At 67.5% G+C, this 15,980-nt stretch carries 18 protein-coding genes and 1 pseudogene; 10 read left to right on the top strand and 9 right to left on the bottom strand.

Annotation, left to right across the window (positions count from 1 at the left end; translation table 11 throughout):
* Positions 1 to 55: 55 nt before the first annotated feature.
* From STROP_RS20165 to STROP_RS25255, 3 genes are read left to right on the top strand one after another with little or no spacing between them, the layout of a single operon-like run.
* Complete coding sequence (locus tag STROP_RS20165; protein WP_012015204.1) at positions 56 to 937, top strand: hypothetical protein; 882 nt, start codon at positions 56 to 58, stop codon at positions 935 to 937.
* Entirely contained in the window at positions 934 to 1,638 is a 705-nt protein-coding gene (locus STROP_RS20160; RefSeq protein ID WP_012015203.1) for a P-loop NTPase family protein, read from the top strand. The genes STROP_RS20165 and STROP_RS20160 overlap by 4 nt, the downstream gene beginning before the upstream one ends.
* 56 nt (positions 1,639 to 1,694) lie before the next feature.
* Complete coding sequence (locus STROP_RS25255) at positions 1,695 to 2,153, top strand: hypothetical protein (RefSeq protein ID WP_012015202.1); 459 nt, start codon at positions 1,695 to 1,697, stop codon at positions 2,151 to 2,153.
* An 11-nt stretch (positions 2,154 to 2,164) separates the two neighbouring features.
* Here STROP_RS25255 and STROP_RS20150 read toward each other — a convergent pair whose 3' ends face one another.
* Entirely contained in the window at positions 2,165 to 2,698 is a 534-nt protein-coding gene (locus STROP_RS20150) for a hypothetical protein (protein ID WP_050765012.1), read from the bottom strand.
* Positions 2,699 to 2,813: 115 nt separating this feature from the next.
* Between STROP_RS20150 and STROP_RS26065 the strand changes: the two genes are divergently transcribed.
* The 3 genes from STROP_RS26065 to STROP_RS20135 all read left to right on the top strand — a co-directional run bounded on the left by STROP_RS26065 (position 2,814) and on the right by STROP_RS20135 (position 5,114).
* Positions 2,814 to 3,461 carry a hypothetical protein gene (locus STROP_RS26065; RefSeq protein WP_043535500.1) on the top strand — a complete coding sequence of 216 codons (648 nt, stop codon included), beginning with the start codon at positions 2,814 to 2,816 and terminating at the stop codon, positions 3,459 to 3,461.
* Positions 3,458 to 3,799 carry a hypothetical protein gene (locus STROP_RS20140; RefSeq protein WP_043535498.1) on the top strand — a complete coding sequence of 114 codons (342 nt, stop codon included), beginning with the start codon at positions 3,458 to 3,460 and terminating at the stop codon, positions 3,797 to 3,799. Before STROP_RS26065 ends, STROP_RS20140 begins: the two co-directional genes overlap by 4 nt.
* A 175-nt stretch (positions 3,800 to 3,974) precedes the next feature.
* Positions 3,975 to 5,114, top strand: a complete 1,140-nt coding sequence (locus STROP_RS20135) for a hypothetical protein (RefSeq protein WP_012015199.1) — start codon at positions 3,975 to 3,977, stop codon at positions 5,112 to 5,114.
* Position 5,115: 1 nt separating this feature from the next.
* On the opposite strand, the gene STROP_RS20130 is transcribed toward STROP_RS20135, so the two are convergent.
* The 5 genes and pseudogenes from STROP_RS20130 to STROP_RS20110 form a co-directional block, all read right to left on the bottom strand.
* Positions 5,116 to 5,619, bottom strand: coding sequence for a hypothetical protein (locus tag STROP_RS20130; RefSeq protein ID WP_148217353.1), 504 nt, complete (start codon positions 5,617 to 5,619; stop codon positions 5,116 to 5,118).
* 405 nt (positions 5,620 to 6,024) lie between these two features.
* On the bottom strand, positions 6,025 to 6,609 hold the full coding sequence (locus tag STROP_RS20125) for a hypothetical protein (RefSeq protein ID WP_012015197.1): 585 nt from the start codon (positions 6,607 to 6,609) through the stop codon (positions 6,025 to 6,027).
* A gap of 454 nt (positions 6,610 to 7,063) precedes the next feature.
* Positions 7,064 to 7,436: pseudogene (locus tag STROP_RS20120) on the bottom strand (ferritin family protein).
* A 101-nt stretch (positions 7,437 to 7,537) separates the two neighbouring features.
* Positions 7,538 to 8,554 carry an alpha/beta fold hydrolase gene (locus STROP_RS20115; RefSeq protein WP_012015195.1) on the bottom strand — a complete coding sequence of 339 codons (1,017 nt, stop codon included), beginning with the start codon at positions 8,552 to 8,554 and terminating at the stop codon, positions 7,538 to 7,540.
* A gap of 126 nt (positions 8,555 to 8,680) precedes the next feature.
* Positions 8,681 to 9,514, bottom strand: coding sequence for an alpha/beta fold hydrolase (locus tag STROP_RS20110; protein WP_012015194.1), 834 nt, complete (start codon positions 9,512 to 9,514; stop codon positions 8,681 to 8,683).
* Between the two features lie 141 nt (positions 9,515 to 9,655).
* Here STROP_RS20110 and STROP_RS20105 point away from each other — a divergent pair, with 141 nt between their 5' ends.
* Both STROP_RS20105 and STROP_RS20100 read left to right on the top strand, forming a co-directional pair.
* A complete protein-coding gene (locus STROP_RS20105) occupies positions 9,656 to 10,333 on the top strand; it encodes a TetR/AcrR family transcriptional regulator (RefSeq protein ID WP_012015193.1) in 678 nt (225 codons plus the stop codon).
* Positions 10,330 to 10,617: a hypothetical protein gene (locus STROP_RS20100; protein WP_012015192.1), complete on the top strand. Its 288-nt coding sequence runs from the start codon at positions 10,330 to 10,332 to the stop codon at positions 10,615 to 10,617. The genes STROP_RS20105 and STROP_RS20100 overlap by 4 nt, the downstream gene beginning before the upstream one ends.
* Positions 10,618 to 10,729: 112 nt before the next feature.
* On the opposite strand, the gene STROP_RS20095 is transcribed toward STROP_RS20100, so the two are convergent.
* Both STROP_RS20095 and STROP_RS20090 read right to left on the bottom strand, forming a co-directional pair.
* Positions 10,730 to 11,038 carry a YciI family protein gene (locus tag STROP_RS20095; RefSeq protein WP_230582371.1) on the bottom strand — a complete coding sequence of 103 codons (309 nt, stop codon included), beginning with the start codon at positions 11,036 to 11,038 and terminating at the stop codon, positions 10,730 to 10,732.
* Between the two features lie 250 nt (positions 11,039 to 11,288).
* Positions 11,289 to 12,662 carry a membrane protein gene (locus tag STROP_RS20090; RefSeq protein WP_012015190.1) on the bottom strand — a complete coding sequence of 458 codons (1,374 nt, stop codon included), beginning with the start codon at positions 12,660 to 12,662 and terminating at the stop codon, positions 11,289 to 11,291.
* A 760-nt stretch (positions 12,663 to 13,422) separates the two neighbouring features.
* Here STROP_RS20090 and STROP_RS20085 point away from each other — a divergent pair.
* Positions 13,423 to 14,742, top strand: a complete 1,320-nt coding sequence (locus STROP_RS20085; RefSeq protein ID WP_012015188.1) for a right-handed parallel beta-helix repeat-containing protein — start codon at positions 13,423 to 13,425, stop codon at positions 14,740 to 14,742.
* An 84-nt stretch (positions 14,743 to 14,826) separates the two neighbouring features.
* Positions 14,827 to 15,327: a hypothetical protein gene (locus STROP_RS20080; RefSeq protein ID WP_018833895.1), complete on the top strand. Its 501-nt coding sequence runs from the start codon at positions 14,827 to 14,829 to the stop codon at positions 15,325 to 15,327.
* A gap of 3 nt (positions 15,328 to 15,330) precedes the next feature.
* On the opposite strand, the gene STROP_RS20075 is transcribed toward STROP_RS20080, so the two are convergent.
* Positions 15,331 to 15,885, bottom strand: coding sequence for a GNAT family N-acetyltransferase (locus STROP_RS20075; RefSeq protein ID WP_026275532.1), 555 nt, complete (start codon positions 15,883 to 15,885; stop codon positions 15,331 to 15,333).
* Positions 15,886 to 15,980 lie beyond the last annotated feature (95 nt).

The raw sequence follows: 15,980 nt of genomic DNA, 5'->3' as shown, positions 1-15,980 counted from the left end.
GGCGGGGCCGGCCCAACCACCCCCGCAGCACCACATGAACCCAGGAGAGCCACCGGTGCCAGTCAACAAGGTCCGCCGCAACGGGAGCTACGCCCCCTTGTCGGCGCACTACTACAAGGACGACGCCGTCATCGCGGCAGGCGAAAAAGCAGAGGTTCTCTACACCCGGTCGCTCGCATTCTGCGCGGATGTGCTCAACGACGGCTTCATTTCTGACCGGCAACTCGCACATGTCGGCGTTGGACTCGGCACGCTCAAGGCCCGCGCCGCCGCACTTGTCCGCGAAGGACTGTGGATCCGAGACGACCAGCGCGGCGGCTGGACCGTCCGATCCTGGCTCAAGTGGAACCGCTCCGCCGACGAGATCTCCCAGCTCATGACCAAGGACACCGAACGGAAACGGCCCGGAGGTAGACACAACAGCCGACCGGATTCCGAACGGAAACCAGACGGAAACCGTCCGGTTTCCGAACCCGCCTCCGGGCCGCTTCCGAACGGATTCCAGCCTCACGCGCGCGACTCCACGCCACATACAGATACAGAGCCACATACAGACACAGGAAGAGAGGCCCCCGCGTCGCCTCCGGCGCCGCCCCCCGCCCCCACCAAACGCGGCACCCGACTCCCCGACAACTTCGCGGTCGACAACGACATGAAGGCGTGGTTCACCGCCAACTGCCCCGGAGTCGACGGCAAACGGGAAACCGAGAAGTTCCGCAACTACTGGACCGCGAAGTCCGGCAAGGACGCCACCAAGCTCGACTGGCCGGCGACCTGGCGTAACTGGATGCTCCGCGCCGCCGAAAACGGCAAATCCACGCCCAGCTCCCGCGCCACCGGCGCCAACCGGCACCTCAACGGCCGCGACGACAACCCCTTCCGCAACGGCCAGGCCACCGCCACCTACGCCAGCCGCACCCCCGGAGCCGCCCCATGACCACCCCCATCCACACCGCCCTCGGCGACTGGCCCACCCGCGCCGCCAGCAACACCACCCCGACCACCAACGGCCCCACCCTCGCCGAGCTCCAAGCCGACGCCGACCGCCGCGAAATGGACGCCATCCGCGCCCGCCAAGCCGCCAACCGCGCCATCGTCTACACCCGCCGCCGCCCCACCCGCTACGCCAACGCCACCTACAACCAACTCACACCCGCCCAAAACCCCGACGGAAAGATCACCCGCTGGTGGGACCACGGCCCCCGCGCACTCGTCCTCGCCGGCCCCGCCCGCACCGGCAAAACCACCGCCGCATACGCCATCGCCAACGACGTGCACAACCGCGACACCTGGGTGACCGTCTGGACCGCCGCCGACCTATCCGCCGCCCTCAAACCCGACTCCACCGAACCCTTCGCCTACGACTACGCCACCACCTGCCCCCTACTCGTCCTCGACGACCTCGGCCGCGAACGCGTCACCGACTGGTGGCTCGAACAACTCCAACGCATCGTCGATGCCCGCTGCGCACACCAGCGCCGCCTCATCGTCACCACCAACAGCGGACCCAACGCCGACGCCGCCTACGACGAACTCGCCACCCGCTACGGCCACCCCGTCGTCGAGCGACTCATCGACGACGGCGGCGTCCTCGTCCTCGACGGGCCAGCCGTACGGCGGGTCGTGAACCAGTGGTGACCCACACCGCCGGCCACGGCCAACCCATACCCACGACCGCCGCCTGAGGAGACGTAATGGTCACCCATGTGCACGTCCGTCTACCCATCCACCGCGAATACGACCGCGCTCTCGACGAGCTCGCCGACGTGTCGGCCGCTCTTCACCGGGCCGGCTACAGCGACCCCGGCTCGGTCGCGCAGTTTGTTGACCAGCTCGCCGCCGAACGCGACCAGGCCCGCGCCGCCCTCGGCGACGCCCAGGAGCTGATCGCCACGCTTGACGACGCCGTCGAGCGGATCGACCGGGCGCGGGCGCGGTACGCCACCACCCGCACCGGTTCCCGGCCCGGCAGCGCGCAGGGTGCCGTGCCGCCCGCTGAGAGCCACGCACAGGCCCGTGTAGACCCCGGCGCGGATGCGATGGGCGGCACCGTTCCAACCGCTCACAGCGGCTCTGTGGACACCGTGACGGGCCTACGGATGGGCGGCTTTGTTCCCAGCGGGACGGTTGTCATCGGCCGGGATGACCGATGACCGCGCGCCGACTACTGGTGCCAGGCGTGCAGGTACAGGGACCGCTCGGTGGTGCCATCGTCGACGAATGCATGGGTCCAGACGTTGTTCTTCCAGTTCTCCCCGCGCGAGTGTCGGGTGTACTTCCGGTCCGCGGACGACTGCCATCCGAACTCTGCCGCCCGGTTTGCGCTGTTGATGAGGTCTACTGGGCCGGAGAGAGCAGTTTCGCTGCTTTTCAACCGGTTCACCTCGATGAACTGGTCGACGCAGTCCGACGGTGCCGTGATCTTCATGTACAGCTGCAGGCTGCCTGCCCAGTACCGCATCCGTCCTTCGGTGCACTCGGGAAGCACAAGGTCGAAATCGACGAAGACCTCATCCGGGGTCTTACCCCAACTGCTGCCCGAATAGGCCCGGTCATCAAACCGGGTCGTGCCCCGCAGCTGGAGGACGAGCGCGCCCACGAGCCCCACAACGATCACGATCGCCCCACCGATGACCCATCTACGCACGCCTGCTCTCACCTCTGCTTCATCCAGGTTGACCGTCCAGCTGCTGATCATGTCAGCCGAGTCAAAAGCGGCGCGGCGGCAGCACCAGCGCCTGGCGGCGCACCCGCGCCCACGTGCCCGCCCGGCTACCCAGACCCTGACCATCGCTCGCCGAGAGGGCCGTCCCGTGACACCGCACCACCTGCACGCCACCGCCGCCGCCTGGTCCCTGAACGCCGCCCTCGCCCAGCTCGAGGCCCGCGCCACCGCCGAGGCCCGCGCCATCGCCGCCGAGCAGGCCGCCGCCGCAGAGCCCATTAGCTCACCCACCTGGGGCCGCCGCCACGCCCTCGGCGGACACGGCGACCCCACCAGCGATGCCATACTCACCGCCGCCGCCGGACCCGCCCGTCGCAACCGCTACGCCGAAACCCAAACCGCAATGATCAGCCAACTCGACACCGTTGCCCGACACCTGCCAGGCCACGGCGCCGCAGACCCCCTCCAGCGCGTCCGCCAGCACATACCCGCCATGCAGTCCGGTACCGCAGCCGCCCTCACCGCCCTACTGCGCAAACTGGATGGGAGGGCCCGGCGGGTGCTGCGGGTCGGACCCGACCGGGACCCGATCCGTGGGGTCGCATGCCCGGCCTGTCGACTCCGCCACATGCACGTACAGACCAGCGGACCGCAAGAAGCGTGGACGGTCATCTGTGCCGCCGGCTGCCGCTGCGTAGGACAGGGCTGCGGTTGCGGCATGCCCGACGCTGTGGAGGGCGTCGCCCACATCTGGCCGCGGGATGCAGTCCTCAGGCCCGGCCGGATGGCACCATGACCTGCCGACACTGCCGCTCCCGCCTCAACACCGACGGCCGCTGCCCCGGCGACACCCCACTCACCCGTGACCGCTTCGGCACCGCCGCGCAGATCGCCCACACCCTCGGCCCCGACATCACCGCCGCCCGGATCCGTGACTGGGCCCGCCGCTCCCGCAACCCCAACGACCCGCTACACGGGCGGGTCACCACCTGGCACACACCCGGACGAGCACGCGGCACCACCTGGTACGACCTCCAAGAGTTGTCCACCGTCGAGCGAGACACCCGCCTCACCGTCGAGGACCGCGGCGGACCGGCACGCGGTCAGCAAGGCGAGTTGACGCAAGCCGCCTGACCACGCCATCATGGTCATCACACATTCACCGCATAGGCGGAGTGTGCCCAAAGCCCGGTAGGACGCGTCAGCGCCACCGGGCTGTTGCGCGTCCAGGGCGGGACGCGACCAGGGATGCGGGCAGGTCACTGGCTGGGGCCTGCCCGCACACCACCGATCAGTACAGGGGGCGGTCGTGACGTATCCGGCTAGTCTCGGCACCCGCACCATCGCCGGTGTCATCCTGACCGCCGACGGTGCCCCCGCTGCCGGCACGATCCGGCTGACCCGGGCCATCCCCCTGCAAGGCCCCGCCGACGATGTGACGATCCAGCCCGGCGCGCACACGGCCACCCTTGACGCCGGCGGCGCGTACACACTCGACGTGCCCGTCTCGGACGATGTCGACTGGTCGCCGTCCGGGTGGGCGTACACCCTCGACGTGGACACCACCGCCTGGCGGTACCGGGCGGACATCGCGATCCCCGCCGGCCCGCCCGCGAGTCTCGCCGACCTGGTGCCGACGACCTCCACGGCACCGGATCCGGCGAGTACCTACGTCACCAAAGCGTCGGTCGGCACCGCCACCGGCCCGGCCGGGCCCCTCGACGGCAGTGCGCTGCTGCCCGCCGGGCAGGTGCCTGACCTGTCCGGCACCTACACGCCCCGCGCCTACGTGGGCGCGTCCACCGCACTTACCGCCCCGCTGCTGTCGGCCCGTTTCAACGACGTCCCCGGCGGCAGCGCCGTCAACCTCGCCGAGGCGCACATCACCATCGGCGGTCAGCTCAAACTCGCCACGTGGTTCAACGAGGCCCTGCGCTATCGGGCTGAGCAGCAGCCGGGCGGGTTCGGCTACGACCACCTGATCACCCTGATCGGCTCCTACGCTGCGGCCACCGGGGCGCTGATTCGGTTCGAGCGCCGCGACGGCGCCGACCTGCGTGTCACCACCGGGGGGATCGACCAGGACGGGCGACTCCAAACCAGCCTGTACGCGTGGCAGGACATCACCGCCGTCGACCCCGACGCGACCGGCCGGTACAGCATGGACACCAGTACCGGCGTCGCACCCCTGGCCGTGCGCCAGGAGAGCGACGACCGGACCTGGCTACGGGGCAGGATCGCCGTCACCTCCAGTGGCACCAGCTGGGGACATGTCGTGGCGGCCCTGCCCACCGGCCACGCACCCACCCACCGCCAGCTGCTGTCGGTGCCCACCACCGGCGGTATCGCCGCCCCCTGCGAGATCATGACCACCGGTGACATCGTGGTACGCCGCACCCAGTCCGGCGCGACCGCGTTGAGTCTCGACGGTCTCAGTTACGTGCGATGACCTACTGCACCGTGCCGGACAGGGATTCAGCGAGTGTGCCGGCTGGGTCAGGGTGCTCCGAGATGGCCGCCCAGCCGCTGCCAGACACCACCGTGCCGCCGAATTCACCGCCAACCGAGATCCACTCGTCACGCTGGCTGTCGGTTCGGAATACCGCGATGGTGACGTCGGATCCGCCCAGTGTGCAGTGGCCTGTCTCGTACGAGTAGAGCTGCGTTTCGACCACCGACCCGTCACAGCCCGCCTGATCCATTAGCGCCGCAACCCGCAACTGTCCCTCCGGCGCCGATCCCGCGTTCGGGGACGAGCCTTCCGCTACCGCAGTATCCGGGCTGTCTGACTGGAGGATGACCACCAACGTTGCTGCCCCCGCGCCGAGCGCGACAACAGCCGCAATTCCAATGGCGATCTTGTGTGAGAGCTTCATCACGCCATGATGCGACGCGAGCACAACCATTTCGGTGAGCCACGCTATGAGCCAATCCTGGCAGGGCGGCAGCACCACCCGATGGCGCGCACTACGCGCCCGCGTCCTGCGCCTTGATCTACCCCCGGCCGCCCGTCCCCGCTGCGCCATCGGCTACACCGATGTGTGTACCGACGAGGCTTGGCAACCGCCGGCCGCTCGTCAATGTCGGCGGCCGGCGATGGCGCGGGCGGCGGTGTTGTCGCCGCTGGCCGCGGCCTGGGAGGCTTGGCGGGCCTGCTCGTGGGCGGCTCACTCGGCGTGGGTGGGCCTCGCGGAACCAGCCTCTGTTGTGGAAGGGAAACTGGTGGGCCTGAGGTCAGTAGTCGTGGCCGTGGCTTCCCACGGCAGTACCCCAGATACGGCTGTTGGCCGGCACCCGAACCGGGTGCCGGCCAACAACGTGTTCCCCTTTGCGGGTCAGATATGTGGTGGTGTGCTGGGTCAGCTGGTCCAGTGCTCGGCCACGAGGTCGGCGGCCTGGGTCTCCCACTGGGCGTAGTGGAACGGGTACGCCGACACCTGCACCGTCTGGGCGGCCTCGGTCAACGGCATCTCCTGCCAACCCTCAACCTGCTTGAGCCCGTTGAGGAACGCGGTGGTGGAGTAGGCGGGGTCGGTGATCTGCTCGACCGTGCCCCAGCCGGAGGAGGGGCGCTGCTGGAACAGGCCCTGCGAGTCGTGGTCGTTGCGGTCACCCAGGTGACCCAGGTTCTCCAGCTTCGACTCCTGCAAGCTGGTAGCGATCGCCACGACGGCGGCCCGCTCGTCCATCCCGGCGGCCTTCGTGGCCTCGATGATGGCCTTCACGTTCCCGGTCTGCTCATCACCGAGAGTGATGCGTGACTGCTTGCCCTGGGTGCCGTGCGGGATCAGGGTGTCCAGGTCCGGCTTCGCGACCTGCACCGCCGCGGCCGAAGCCGAGGCCGGGGTGCTGTCGGTGAGGGTGGCCAGGGGGCCGGCGACGACACCGGTGGACAGGGCCAGACCAGCGATACCCAGGACGCTACGACGCAGAATCGTGTTCATCAGGTGTGCTCCATTCGGGGGTCGACACCCACACACATCCCGAAAAGGGGGTCGGGAGCGGGGTGCAAGCACCGTCCGGCGCTCAACAGAACAAACGAAAGAAGATCCTCAGACGACCGCGGCCCTGGACGGGCTCACACGACGCCGGGTCCAGATGTAACGACCGGCCGGCCACCATCATTCCCGGGGCACACGCACGGGCGACACCCGCCGGAGCGGGGCGCTTCCTCGGCCGTACGCAGGGTGTAACGCCCCGACGCCCGCCCGAATTCCGCCGCCGCCATGGCCCCAACCACACCCCACAGGGGCATCAAACAGACACCAGTGACGTGGGTGTACTCGGTGGAGCTGGATTCCTCACTCACGACGGTTTTGTGGGCTGCCGGCCGGTACCTGATGGTGGGTATCGGCCGGTGTTGTGTCTGCTGGTTCGATGCCCGGGGCGGTTGACGCGTTATCGCTGCGAGCGGAGGAGCCAGGATTGCTGTTCGATGTCGTGGCCGGTGGCGATGAGGATGTCCTGGGTGATGGGGTCGTCGGCGGTGACGTCGATCGCTTGGTGGATTCCTGCGGCGGTGGTGGTGAGGATGTCCTCGACTTTTTCGATCACGGTGTCGTCACGCAACACGCCGGCGTCCAGTTGGGGTAGCTGGCTGGTGGCCACGATGGTGATGCCGCGTCCGTCCGGTGGTGTGCCGATCGCGGCGGCACGTTCGGCGATGGTGTCGGCAAGGGTACGTGCGGTAGTGGCGATGGTGTCGAGGGCGACGCCGACATCACCGGTAGTGGGTGGCCTGAACAACGCCAGCAGTTGGGGTGGTGGACATCAGGGCTCCTTTTCGCGTCGCCCGCCGCGCGGATGACGTCGCTGGCGGGTCGGAAGGGTGCGGGGTGGGCTGGTTGGCCCACCCCGCGGGGCGTGTGATGGTTAGAGGCTGTTGACGAAGGTGAGTAGGTCGTTGTTGAGCTGCTGCTTGTGGGTGTCGGTGATGCCGTGGGGGCCGTCGGGGTAGACCTTGAGGGTGGAGTCGGCCACGATCTCGTGTGCTTCGTGGGCGGAGTTCTCGATTGGCACGACCTGGTCGTCGCCGCCGTGGATGATCAGGGTGGGTACGTCGAAGCGCTTGAGGTCTTCGGTGAGGTCGGTTTCGGAGAACGCCTTGATCGAGTCGTGGGCGGCTTTGTGGCCGGCCTGCATGCTCTGTAGCCAGAAGGTGTCCTTCATGCCCTGCGATACCTCGGCGTCGGGGCGGTTGGCGCCGAAGAACGGTCCTTCGGCGAGGTCGCGGTAGAGCTGGGAGCGGTCGGTGAGGGAGCCTTCCCGGAGGCCGTCGAAGACGTCGATGGGTACGCCGTTGGGGTTGTCAGGGGTCTTGAGCATCAGTGGGGTGACCGCGCCGACGAGGGCGACCTGGGCGATGCGGTCGGTGCCGTGTCGGCCGACGTAGCGGGCGACTTCTCCGCCGCCGGTGGAGAACCCGACCAGAGTCACGTCCCGTAGCTTCAGCTTTGTGATGACGGTGGCGAGGTCGTCGGCGTAGTGGTCCATGTCGTTGCCCTCCCAGGTCTGGGAGGACTGGCCGTGGCCCCGGCGGTCGTGGGCGATGACGCGGTAGCCGTTGTCGGCCAGGTGCATCATCTGGGATTCCCAGCTGTCGGAGTTCAGGGGCCAGCCGTGGCTGAAGACCACGGGTCGTCCGTCGTGGGGGCCCCAGTCCTTGTAGAAGATGTCCACGCCGTCGCGGGTGGTGACGAATCCCTCGTTCAGGTTCGACCGTTTCCCGGCCGCGGCCGCGGCGCCGGCCTGGGCCTCGCTGCTGCTGTTGGTGGCGATGGCGGTACCGCCGGCGGCGATACCGACCGCGGTCACACCCGCCAGCAGGGCGGTGACGAGCCGGCGACGGCTGCTACTGGTCGAGCGGGTAGGGGTGTCGAGAGTTTCCATGTCAGTGTCCTTACGTGATGTGCGGCCCGCGGGGGCCGGGCGTTGATCGAAGCGGGCGTGTCTGGTGTCTGTGTGTGCGAGGGCGGGGCCAGCGTCACGGCGGGCGCGGGCCCCCGCCCCGGTGGGTTACTTGGCGAGGAAGGTCAGTAGGGCCTGGTTGACCTCGGTCGTGTGGGTCCAGAGCAGGCCGTGGGGAGCGCCGTCGATCTCGACGTAGTCGGCCTCGGGTAGCCGCTTGTGGAATTCGCGGGCGGTGGCGTCGATGGGCAGGATGTTGTCGGCGGTGCCGTGCAGGATCAGCGTTGGTACGTCGACGGCCGGGATGTCGGCGCGGAAGTCGGTGATCCAGGTGGGCACGGCGGCGCTGGAGGCGTACCAGGACGCGCCGGCGGCGACGTTCCAGCTGTTACGCAGTGCCTCCTCGGACAGGCGGCTGCCGAGGGTGTCATCGGTGTTGTAGAAGTTGCGGTAGAAGTCGGTGAAGTAGGCGTACCGGTCAGCGGTGACCGCGGCGAGGATGCCGTCGAACACGTCCTGCGGCACACCGGTCGGGTTGTCGTCGGTCTGCAGCAGGAACGGTTCCAGCGAGGCGAGGAACGCGGCCTTGGCGACCCGGGCGGAGCCGTAGCGGCTCAGGTAGCGGGCCACCTCGCCAGTGCCCATGCTGAATCCGACCAGTACCACGTCGGTGAGGTCGAGGGTCTCCAGGACGGTGTTCAGGTCGGCGGCGAAGGTGTCGTAGTCGTAGCCGACGGTGGGTTGGCTGGACTGGCCGAACCCTCGCCGGTCGTAGGTGATCACCCGGTAGTCGGCCTGAAGGAGGGCGGCGGTCTGCTTCTCCCACGAGTGCCCGCTCAGGGGGTAGCCGTGGATGAGTACCACCGGCTGTCCCTGACCGTGGTCCTCGTAGTACACGTCGATGCTGCTGCTGTTCTCGGTCCCGACGGTGATGTACGGCATGACGGCCTCCCAGCCAAGGTTTAGAACGATCGTTCTCACTTATCCTGGGGAGTACAGTAGAGAACGAACGTTCTCGGTGCCAGTCGGATCAGCGCCATCCCACCGTGACTGTCGCCACACCGCCCCAGACAGGAGGACACCATGCCCACTACCAGCCGAAACCGGACTCAACAGGTCGAGCAGATCCGCGAGCACGTCCTGGGTACGGCCGACCGGCTCTACTACCACCGCGGTATCCACGCCGTGGGTATGGACGTCCTCCGCGACGAGTCCGGTGTCTCCCTCAGGCGCCTCTACCAGCTGTTCCCCTCCAAGGAGACCCTCGTCGAAGCCGTCCTGCACCGCCGTCGTCAGATCTGGAACACCTGGGTCGACGACGCTGTCGCCGCCGGAGGGGGCACGCCCCGCGGACAACTCCTGGCCATCTACGACATGCTCGCCCGCTGGTCCACCGAAGACGGCTTCCGAGGCTGTATCTTCGTCAACGCCTTCAGCGAACTCGGCGGCACCACACCCCACATCGCCGCCCTCGTCCGCGACCAGAAAGTCCAGTTTCAGCAACGCTTGGCCGGCATCGTCGCCGCCACCGGCGCACCCGCAGCCCTCGCCGACCAACTCGCCGTCCTCGCCGAAGGGGCACAAACCACCGCCGCCATCACCGGCACCGACAGCCCCGTCCACCATGCCCGCACCGCCGCCACCACCCTCATCGACACCGCCCTAGGGCCTGATCCGGTCGGGCCGGCTGTGCGACACTTCGCCCCCGCCGGGCCCCGTGTCGCCCGGAGACGGCTTGAAGAAGGTGGGGCATCAGCGTGAGCACCGGCCCAGTCGACGTGAAGGCACACCTCAGCGACGCTGATCAGGTGATCGACGCGTTGCCGTGGCGCGTTGGCCACACGGACGCCCAAGCCAGACTGGCCCGGGGGCGAGCCTCCGCGCTCGCTCACCAGATCGCCGCGCTACTGGCCAACGGGTGGAGCCCGGACGAAGTCCGTGACGCTTTAGCATCCGCCGCCGGTGCCGCTGACGCCCCAGACGCCGCCGCGCAGGAACGACTGTGGAGGGCAGCCCTCAAACGCGCCAAGAACGCCCGGGAATGATCGCCCCGTCGGCAGCTTCCGTAGCCCATCGCAGGCCGCGACCAAGCCACATTGTGGCGGCGCGGTCATCACTGGGGGCAATACCTCGACGGTGCTCACCGAGGGCGTCGGTTTACACCGTGACTCGGTAGAGGGGACGCACCTCAACCCGGAGTTGCCCACCGACAACGGCCGGATCCGCGGCGGCAATTTCCGTCGCCTCCGGTACCGGGCGATCATAGATGACGACCCCGAGCAGCTCTTCCGCTAGCAGCCCTGCCCCGTTGTGCATCGGGCCAGCCACGATAGCGGCGCCCGATGCGACCTGCTCATGCATGTGGCGGATATGTCCTGGCGCGTTCTTCTGCTGATAGATGGGCAGATCACGGTCCCATTTGTGCCCTGCGTACACGAGGACGATACTGGTTAGTGGCTCAGTCATGCGGCACATGATGACATTGCCGGACGGGTGTGGCCAGGGTCAATTGGTTGATCTGCTGGTACATACAGGACAGGTCTGGTCGGCCGATAGGTCTGTCCAGTTCGGGAGGCGGCCAGATGCGGGCCTTTGTCGAGGATAGGCCACCCTCGACGTGACGGACTCGCTCGACGAATTGCGCGAGCGGCCGAGGGGTTCCGTTCCTCGCCTTTGAGCGGCAAGAGACGGAACCCCTCGTGATGCGTCGTGACCGTCAGCCTGGGCAGCCGGGGACGCCAACGCAGTTGTTGGGTCGGTTTTTGATGACCACGGTGCCGGTGGCGGTGTTCAGGTTCACGGTTCCGGCGATGCTGAGGATGCCTCCAGCGTCGGTGACAGCGATGTTTTTGATCACCTTCGTGGTGAAGAGGTCCATCGTGCCTTCGTTGAGTATGCCGCCGCCTTGACCGGCCTGGTTGCCGATGACGGTTGTGCGTCGCAGCACGGTTTGCCCTGCGTTGTAAATTCCTCCGCCGGGCGAGTTCGTCGTAAGGTTGTTGTTCTTGACGGTGCTGCCCTCGACTACGGCGAAGCTGCCGGTCGAGACGAACATGCCGCCGCCGAGGACTGGTGAGGCGTTGTCGGCTAGATGGACCTTTCGTAGCGTGAGTTGCGCGCCGGCGTCAGACCGGAGACCACCACCGCCACTGCTGCGTACCGTGTTTTTGGTGATTCGGGTGCCGGTAACCACACCGACGCCTCCGGAGACGAACAAACCGCCAGCGACCTCTGCTTGGTTGCCGGAGATGCTGCCGCCCTTGATGGTGACGGTGCTGCCGGCTTGGTAGATGCCGCCGCCCAGGGCAGGGATTGATTTATTGTTGTCGATGTGTGACGTGACGACTTCCAGGAGACCGGTGCTCGAGATCCCGCCTCCTTGGCTGGTGGCGGTGTTCCGTTCGACTGTGGAGTGGTTGACTCGGGTGGTGCCGTTGTTGGCGATGCCGCCACCGGAGACGTTGGTGATGTTGCGGGTGATGCTGCTGTGGTTGGTGGTAAGGGTGCCGCCGGGGTTGACGAGGATGCCGCCTCCTTCGCCGTCGGTCTGCCCGCCGGTGATGGTCAATTTGTTGAGGATGAGGTTGCCGCCGGCATCGACGGTGAGGATGCGGAATCCGTCGGCGGTGGCGGCGCGTTCGATGGTGGTGTTCTTGCCGCCGTTGAGGGTGATGGGGGCGGTGATGGCGGGCAGGCCGTTGCCGTCGATGTCGGCGGTGAGCAGGTAGGTGCAGTCCTTGGCGAGGTCGAGCACGGCGCCGTCGCGGGCGTTGGCCAGGGTGATCGCGGCGATGAGGGCGTCCGCGTCGCAGGGCACGGGGGTGCCGTTGGGTGCGGTGTCCTTTTTGCCCTTGCCCTTGCCCTTGCCCCTGGCCTCGCCCTCGCTCATGCCGCGTTCGCGGTGGTCCTCAGCGGAGGTCCAGCCGTCGGGGGTGAGGGTGCGTCCGACCGCGGCGGCGGCCGGGGCGGCGGCGACGCCGGTGGTGAGGGCCAGCCCAGTCACGCCAGCGAGCCCGACAGTCCACCATTTCGCCTTCGCCCGGGGTGTGCGGCGGGGGCCTGGTGTGGATACCTGGTGCTGATGGTTCATCCGGTCTCGGTGTCCTTTCCCCGTCTCAAACGAGCAGCGAACCGCGCGACGGCTGTGGCCGCTCCCTGCCCACGGCAGGCGTAGCAATCACCCCGAGCAAAACCGATACTGGCCTCATGCGAACATGAAACCGAAGAAACTACCCAAACGGTACGTTCGTCCTAGCTGGCCCGGCCCGAACAGGTCCACCCCGACTTCGGGGTTGCGGACCTGGGGCGCGCCCAGGAGTAGGTGCCGGCTTCGGGTGCGACGACGGAGCAGGCGGGCGTGGTTGGCGCATCTGTGCCGGTCCCGCAGGGCATCCGAGGTCCGCCACGACGAACACGCCAAGCTCAAGTCAACGATCTGCCAGATGGACGCCGGAACAGGACATGACGCCGACAACCGTGCGGTGTTGTTTGTGGGTGTAGTTGAGTTCGTAGCCGGCGATGATGGCCTGGGCTTTCCCGCGGGTGCCGAGTTGGCGAAGGCCCGGTTCCGGCGGCCACCACCGGTTCCGGCGTGCAGCAGGTCGGGGAAGGCGGCGTCCTTGGCCATCGCTGTGTGGTTCCGCCTGCGGTCACGGCCCTGCGAGGGGCGTGCGGCCGGTCCATATCCGGATTGGGAATTTTGTCTGGTTTAAGTATTTTCTTCGGAATTGTAGCTACATCGGATCGGTGTCGGTCTAGCGTGCGGGTGGCTGCTACCGCCGGCCCGGTAGCCGAGGAGAACCCGGCCGTCGGGCTCCTCGTCGTTCACGGGGAAGGGTGTCAACACCGCGATGAACCATCAGCGTCACACGACCAGATCCAACCCGGAGCATCGCAACGGAGGTCAGGCGAGGTCACGATGGTGGGCTGCCGGGCTGGCCGGAGCGACCGGCCTGGCGCTTACCGCCGCTGCCGTCACCACCCTCACCGCCGCCCCCGGCGGCGAGGGTGTCGGACACGCTGCCGTCGTCGATGACCAACTCGGGCAGCCGAAGGGTACGCGGGTGCCCTGTGACACGAGTCGGCTGATCGCCGAGATCACCCGAGCCAACGCCCGGGGTGGTGCCGTGCTCGACCTTGCCGAGGGCTGTACCTACCTGCTCACCGCTGACCTCGACGGTGCCGGCCTGCCGGCGATCACCACTCCCATCACCCTCAACGGCGGAAAGAACACCACCCTCAAACGCTCCGCCGCGGCCGACGACTTCAGAATCCTCACCGTCAACGCCAACGGTCGACTCACCCTTAATCACCTCACCGTCACCGGTGGGCGGCTCTCTGGTGACAACGACGGCGGCGGGATTCTCATCAACCCAGGTGGCGGTGCCACAGTCAGGAAGAGTAAGATTGTCGAAAATGTATCCAGTGGCGGCGACGCCGGCGGGATCGCGAACATTGGCGGCGTGCTCCATATCGAACACTCCGACCTCAGTCGAAATGCTGCTGCTAATATCGGCGGCGGGATCTTCAGTATCGGTACACTCGCCATCGACAAGTCGCGGCTCGACGCGAATACTGCGCTGACTGGCGGTGCTCTCACGATCAGTGGTCAGTTGACCGTTACCCGGAGCGAGTTGGTCGGTCATCAAGCCTCCGAGGGGGGAGCTATTTTCCTCCTCGGTGGGGTGACCGGGACTATCGCCGACACCCGCATCGAGGAGAACACGACAACGGGCTTCGGCGGTTCCGCTGTCGCCGGTGGGCCCCTCCAGCTCACCATGTCCCGGGTCACCATCGCGGCCAACACCGCAGCCGGCACCGGCCAGAGTGCGATCTTTCTGCAAGGGGGAGCCCTGCTCGTCGAGGACAGTGTCATCAAGGACAATGTCGGAGTCAACGGTGGTGGCATTCACAATCTCGGCACGTTGACGCTTCTGCGTACAAAGGTCACCGGTAATCAGGCCACCGAGTCGGGCGGCGGCATCTTCAACGGATCGGTCGGCGCGCTCACCCTGCTGCGCACGAAGGTTGTCGAGAACGTCGCCGGCACCGACGGCGGCGGCATCTTCAACGAGATCGGCGGCACGGTTGATCTCTCCAGTGCTACCGGCACCACTGTGGTCAAGAATCGACCAGACAACTGCGTGAACGTTCCCACGTGCCAGGGCTGACCTACCGGCCGGCGTGCCTGGGCGGACCGCCATCGGCCGGTCCGCTGCACTGCCAGCCAGCAGTTGGGCTGTTAGGCTCCGCAGGTGACCGACCTACCGCTCGTCGCGGCTTCGTTCGCTGTACCAGATGTGTGTGTTGCCCATGGGTTGCGGCTCGAGTTGCTCGGGCCGCAACACAACGAGGCGGATCACGCTGCCTGGATGTCGAGTATTGCGCACATCCGGTCAACGCCGGGATTCGACCAGGGCTGGCCGCCGGTGGCCGGGATGACGCTCGCCGAGAACCACGAGGACCTGGCGGGGCATGCGCAGCGGTCACATCAGCGGGTGGACTTCGCGTACTCGGTCATCGACATCGCCACCGGTGACGTGGTCGGCTGCGTGTATTTCGAGCCGTCGTCGACGGGTGAGCGGGAGGTGGCGGCCTCGTCGTGGGTGTCCGCTGCTCGCGCGGAGCTGGATGGTCTGCTGACCGAGATTGTGGGGGCGTGGCTGCGAGCGGCGTGGCCGTTCGAGGTCGTCCACTACCGCCTCGGTGAGGTGCCGGTGACGATCCGCCGGAGTCCTGAACAGCCGGTGGGGTAAGGGTTACGGCTGTTTGGACCACTCCTCGGCGAGCAGGGCGTACGTGTAGCCGTCCACCCAGCCCAACTCGGCGTGCCAGGAGTTGCCGACGCCGTGCTGCTCCCGCCGCATGCCGACTTTTTCGAGGAGCCGCACCGAGGCGAGGTTGTCCGCATAGCAACCAGCGGTGATCCGGCGTACGCCCAACCGGGCGAACGAGTAGGAGACCATCGCGGTGACCGCTTCAGTCGCGTAGCCGTGGCCGCCGTACCTCGGGTCGAAGATGTAGCCGACCTCGGCTTCTGTCCCCGGCGGCGTGCCGGGCTGCCCCATACTGGTGCGCACGTCGAGCGAGACGGTGCCGATGACGACGCCGTCGCGGGTCACCGCCACCCTGTGGTCGTGGGGGTCTTCCGCTGAGCGTCGCCATGCCGCTCGGAAAGCCGCTGGGTCAACGTCGGTGCGGAGCAGCCAGCGGGTGACCTCCGGCAGGTTGCGGTACTCCAGGATGCGGTCGATGTCCTCGTCACGTACCGGCCGAAGTTCGAGGCGTTCGGTGCGGAGGTTCGTGCTTGCCACAGGGCAGGACAGTAGCGAACGGCGCCCCACCTCAGCCATCCGGGATGCCGGTCCAGATGAGCAATGATCAAAGGATGACTGCCCGTTTCAGGCAT

It is taken from the genome of Salinispora tropica CNB-440 (genome assembly GCF_000016425.1).
GTDB lineage: Bacteria > Actinomycetota > Actinomycetes > Mycobacteriales > Micromonosporaceae > Micromonospora > Micromonospora tropica.
The sequence above is the reverse complement of the archived record's forward strand: the minus strand, read 5'-3'. Positions and strand labels throughout refer to the sequence as shown.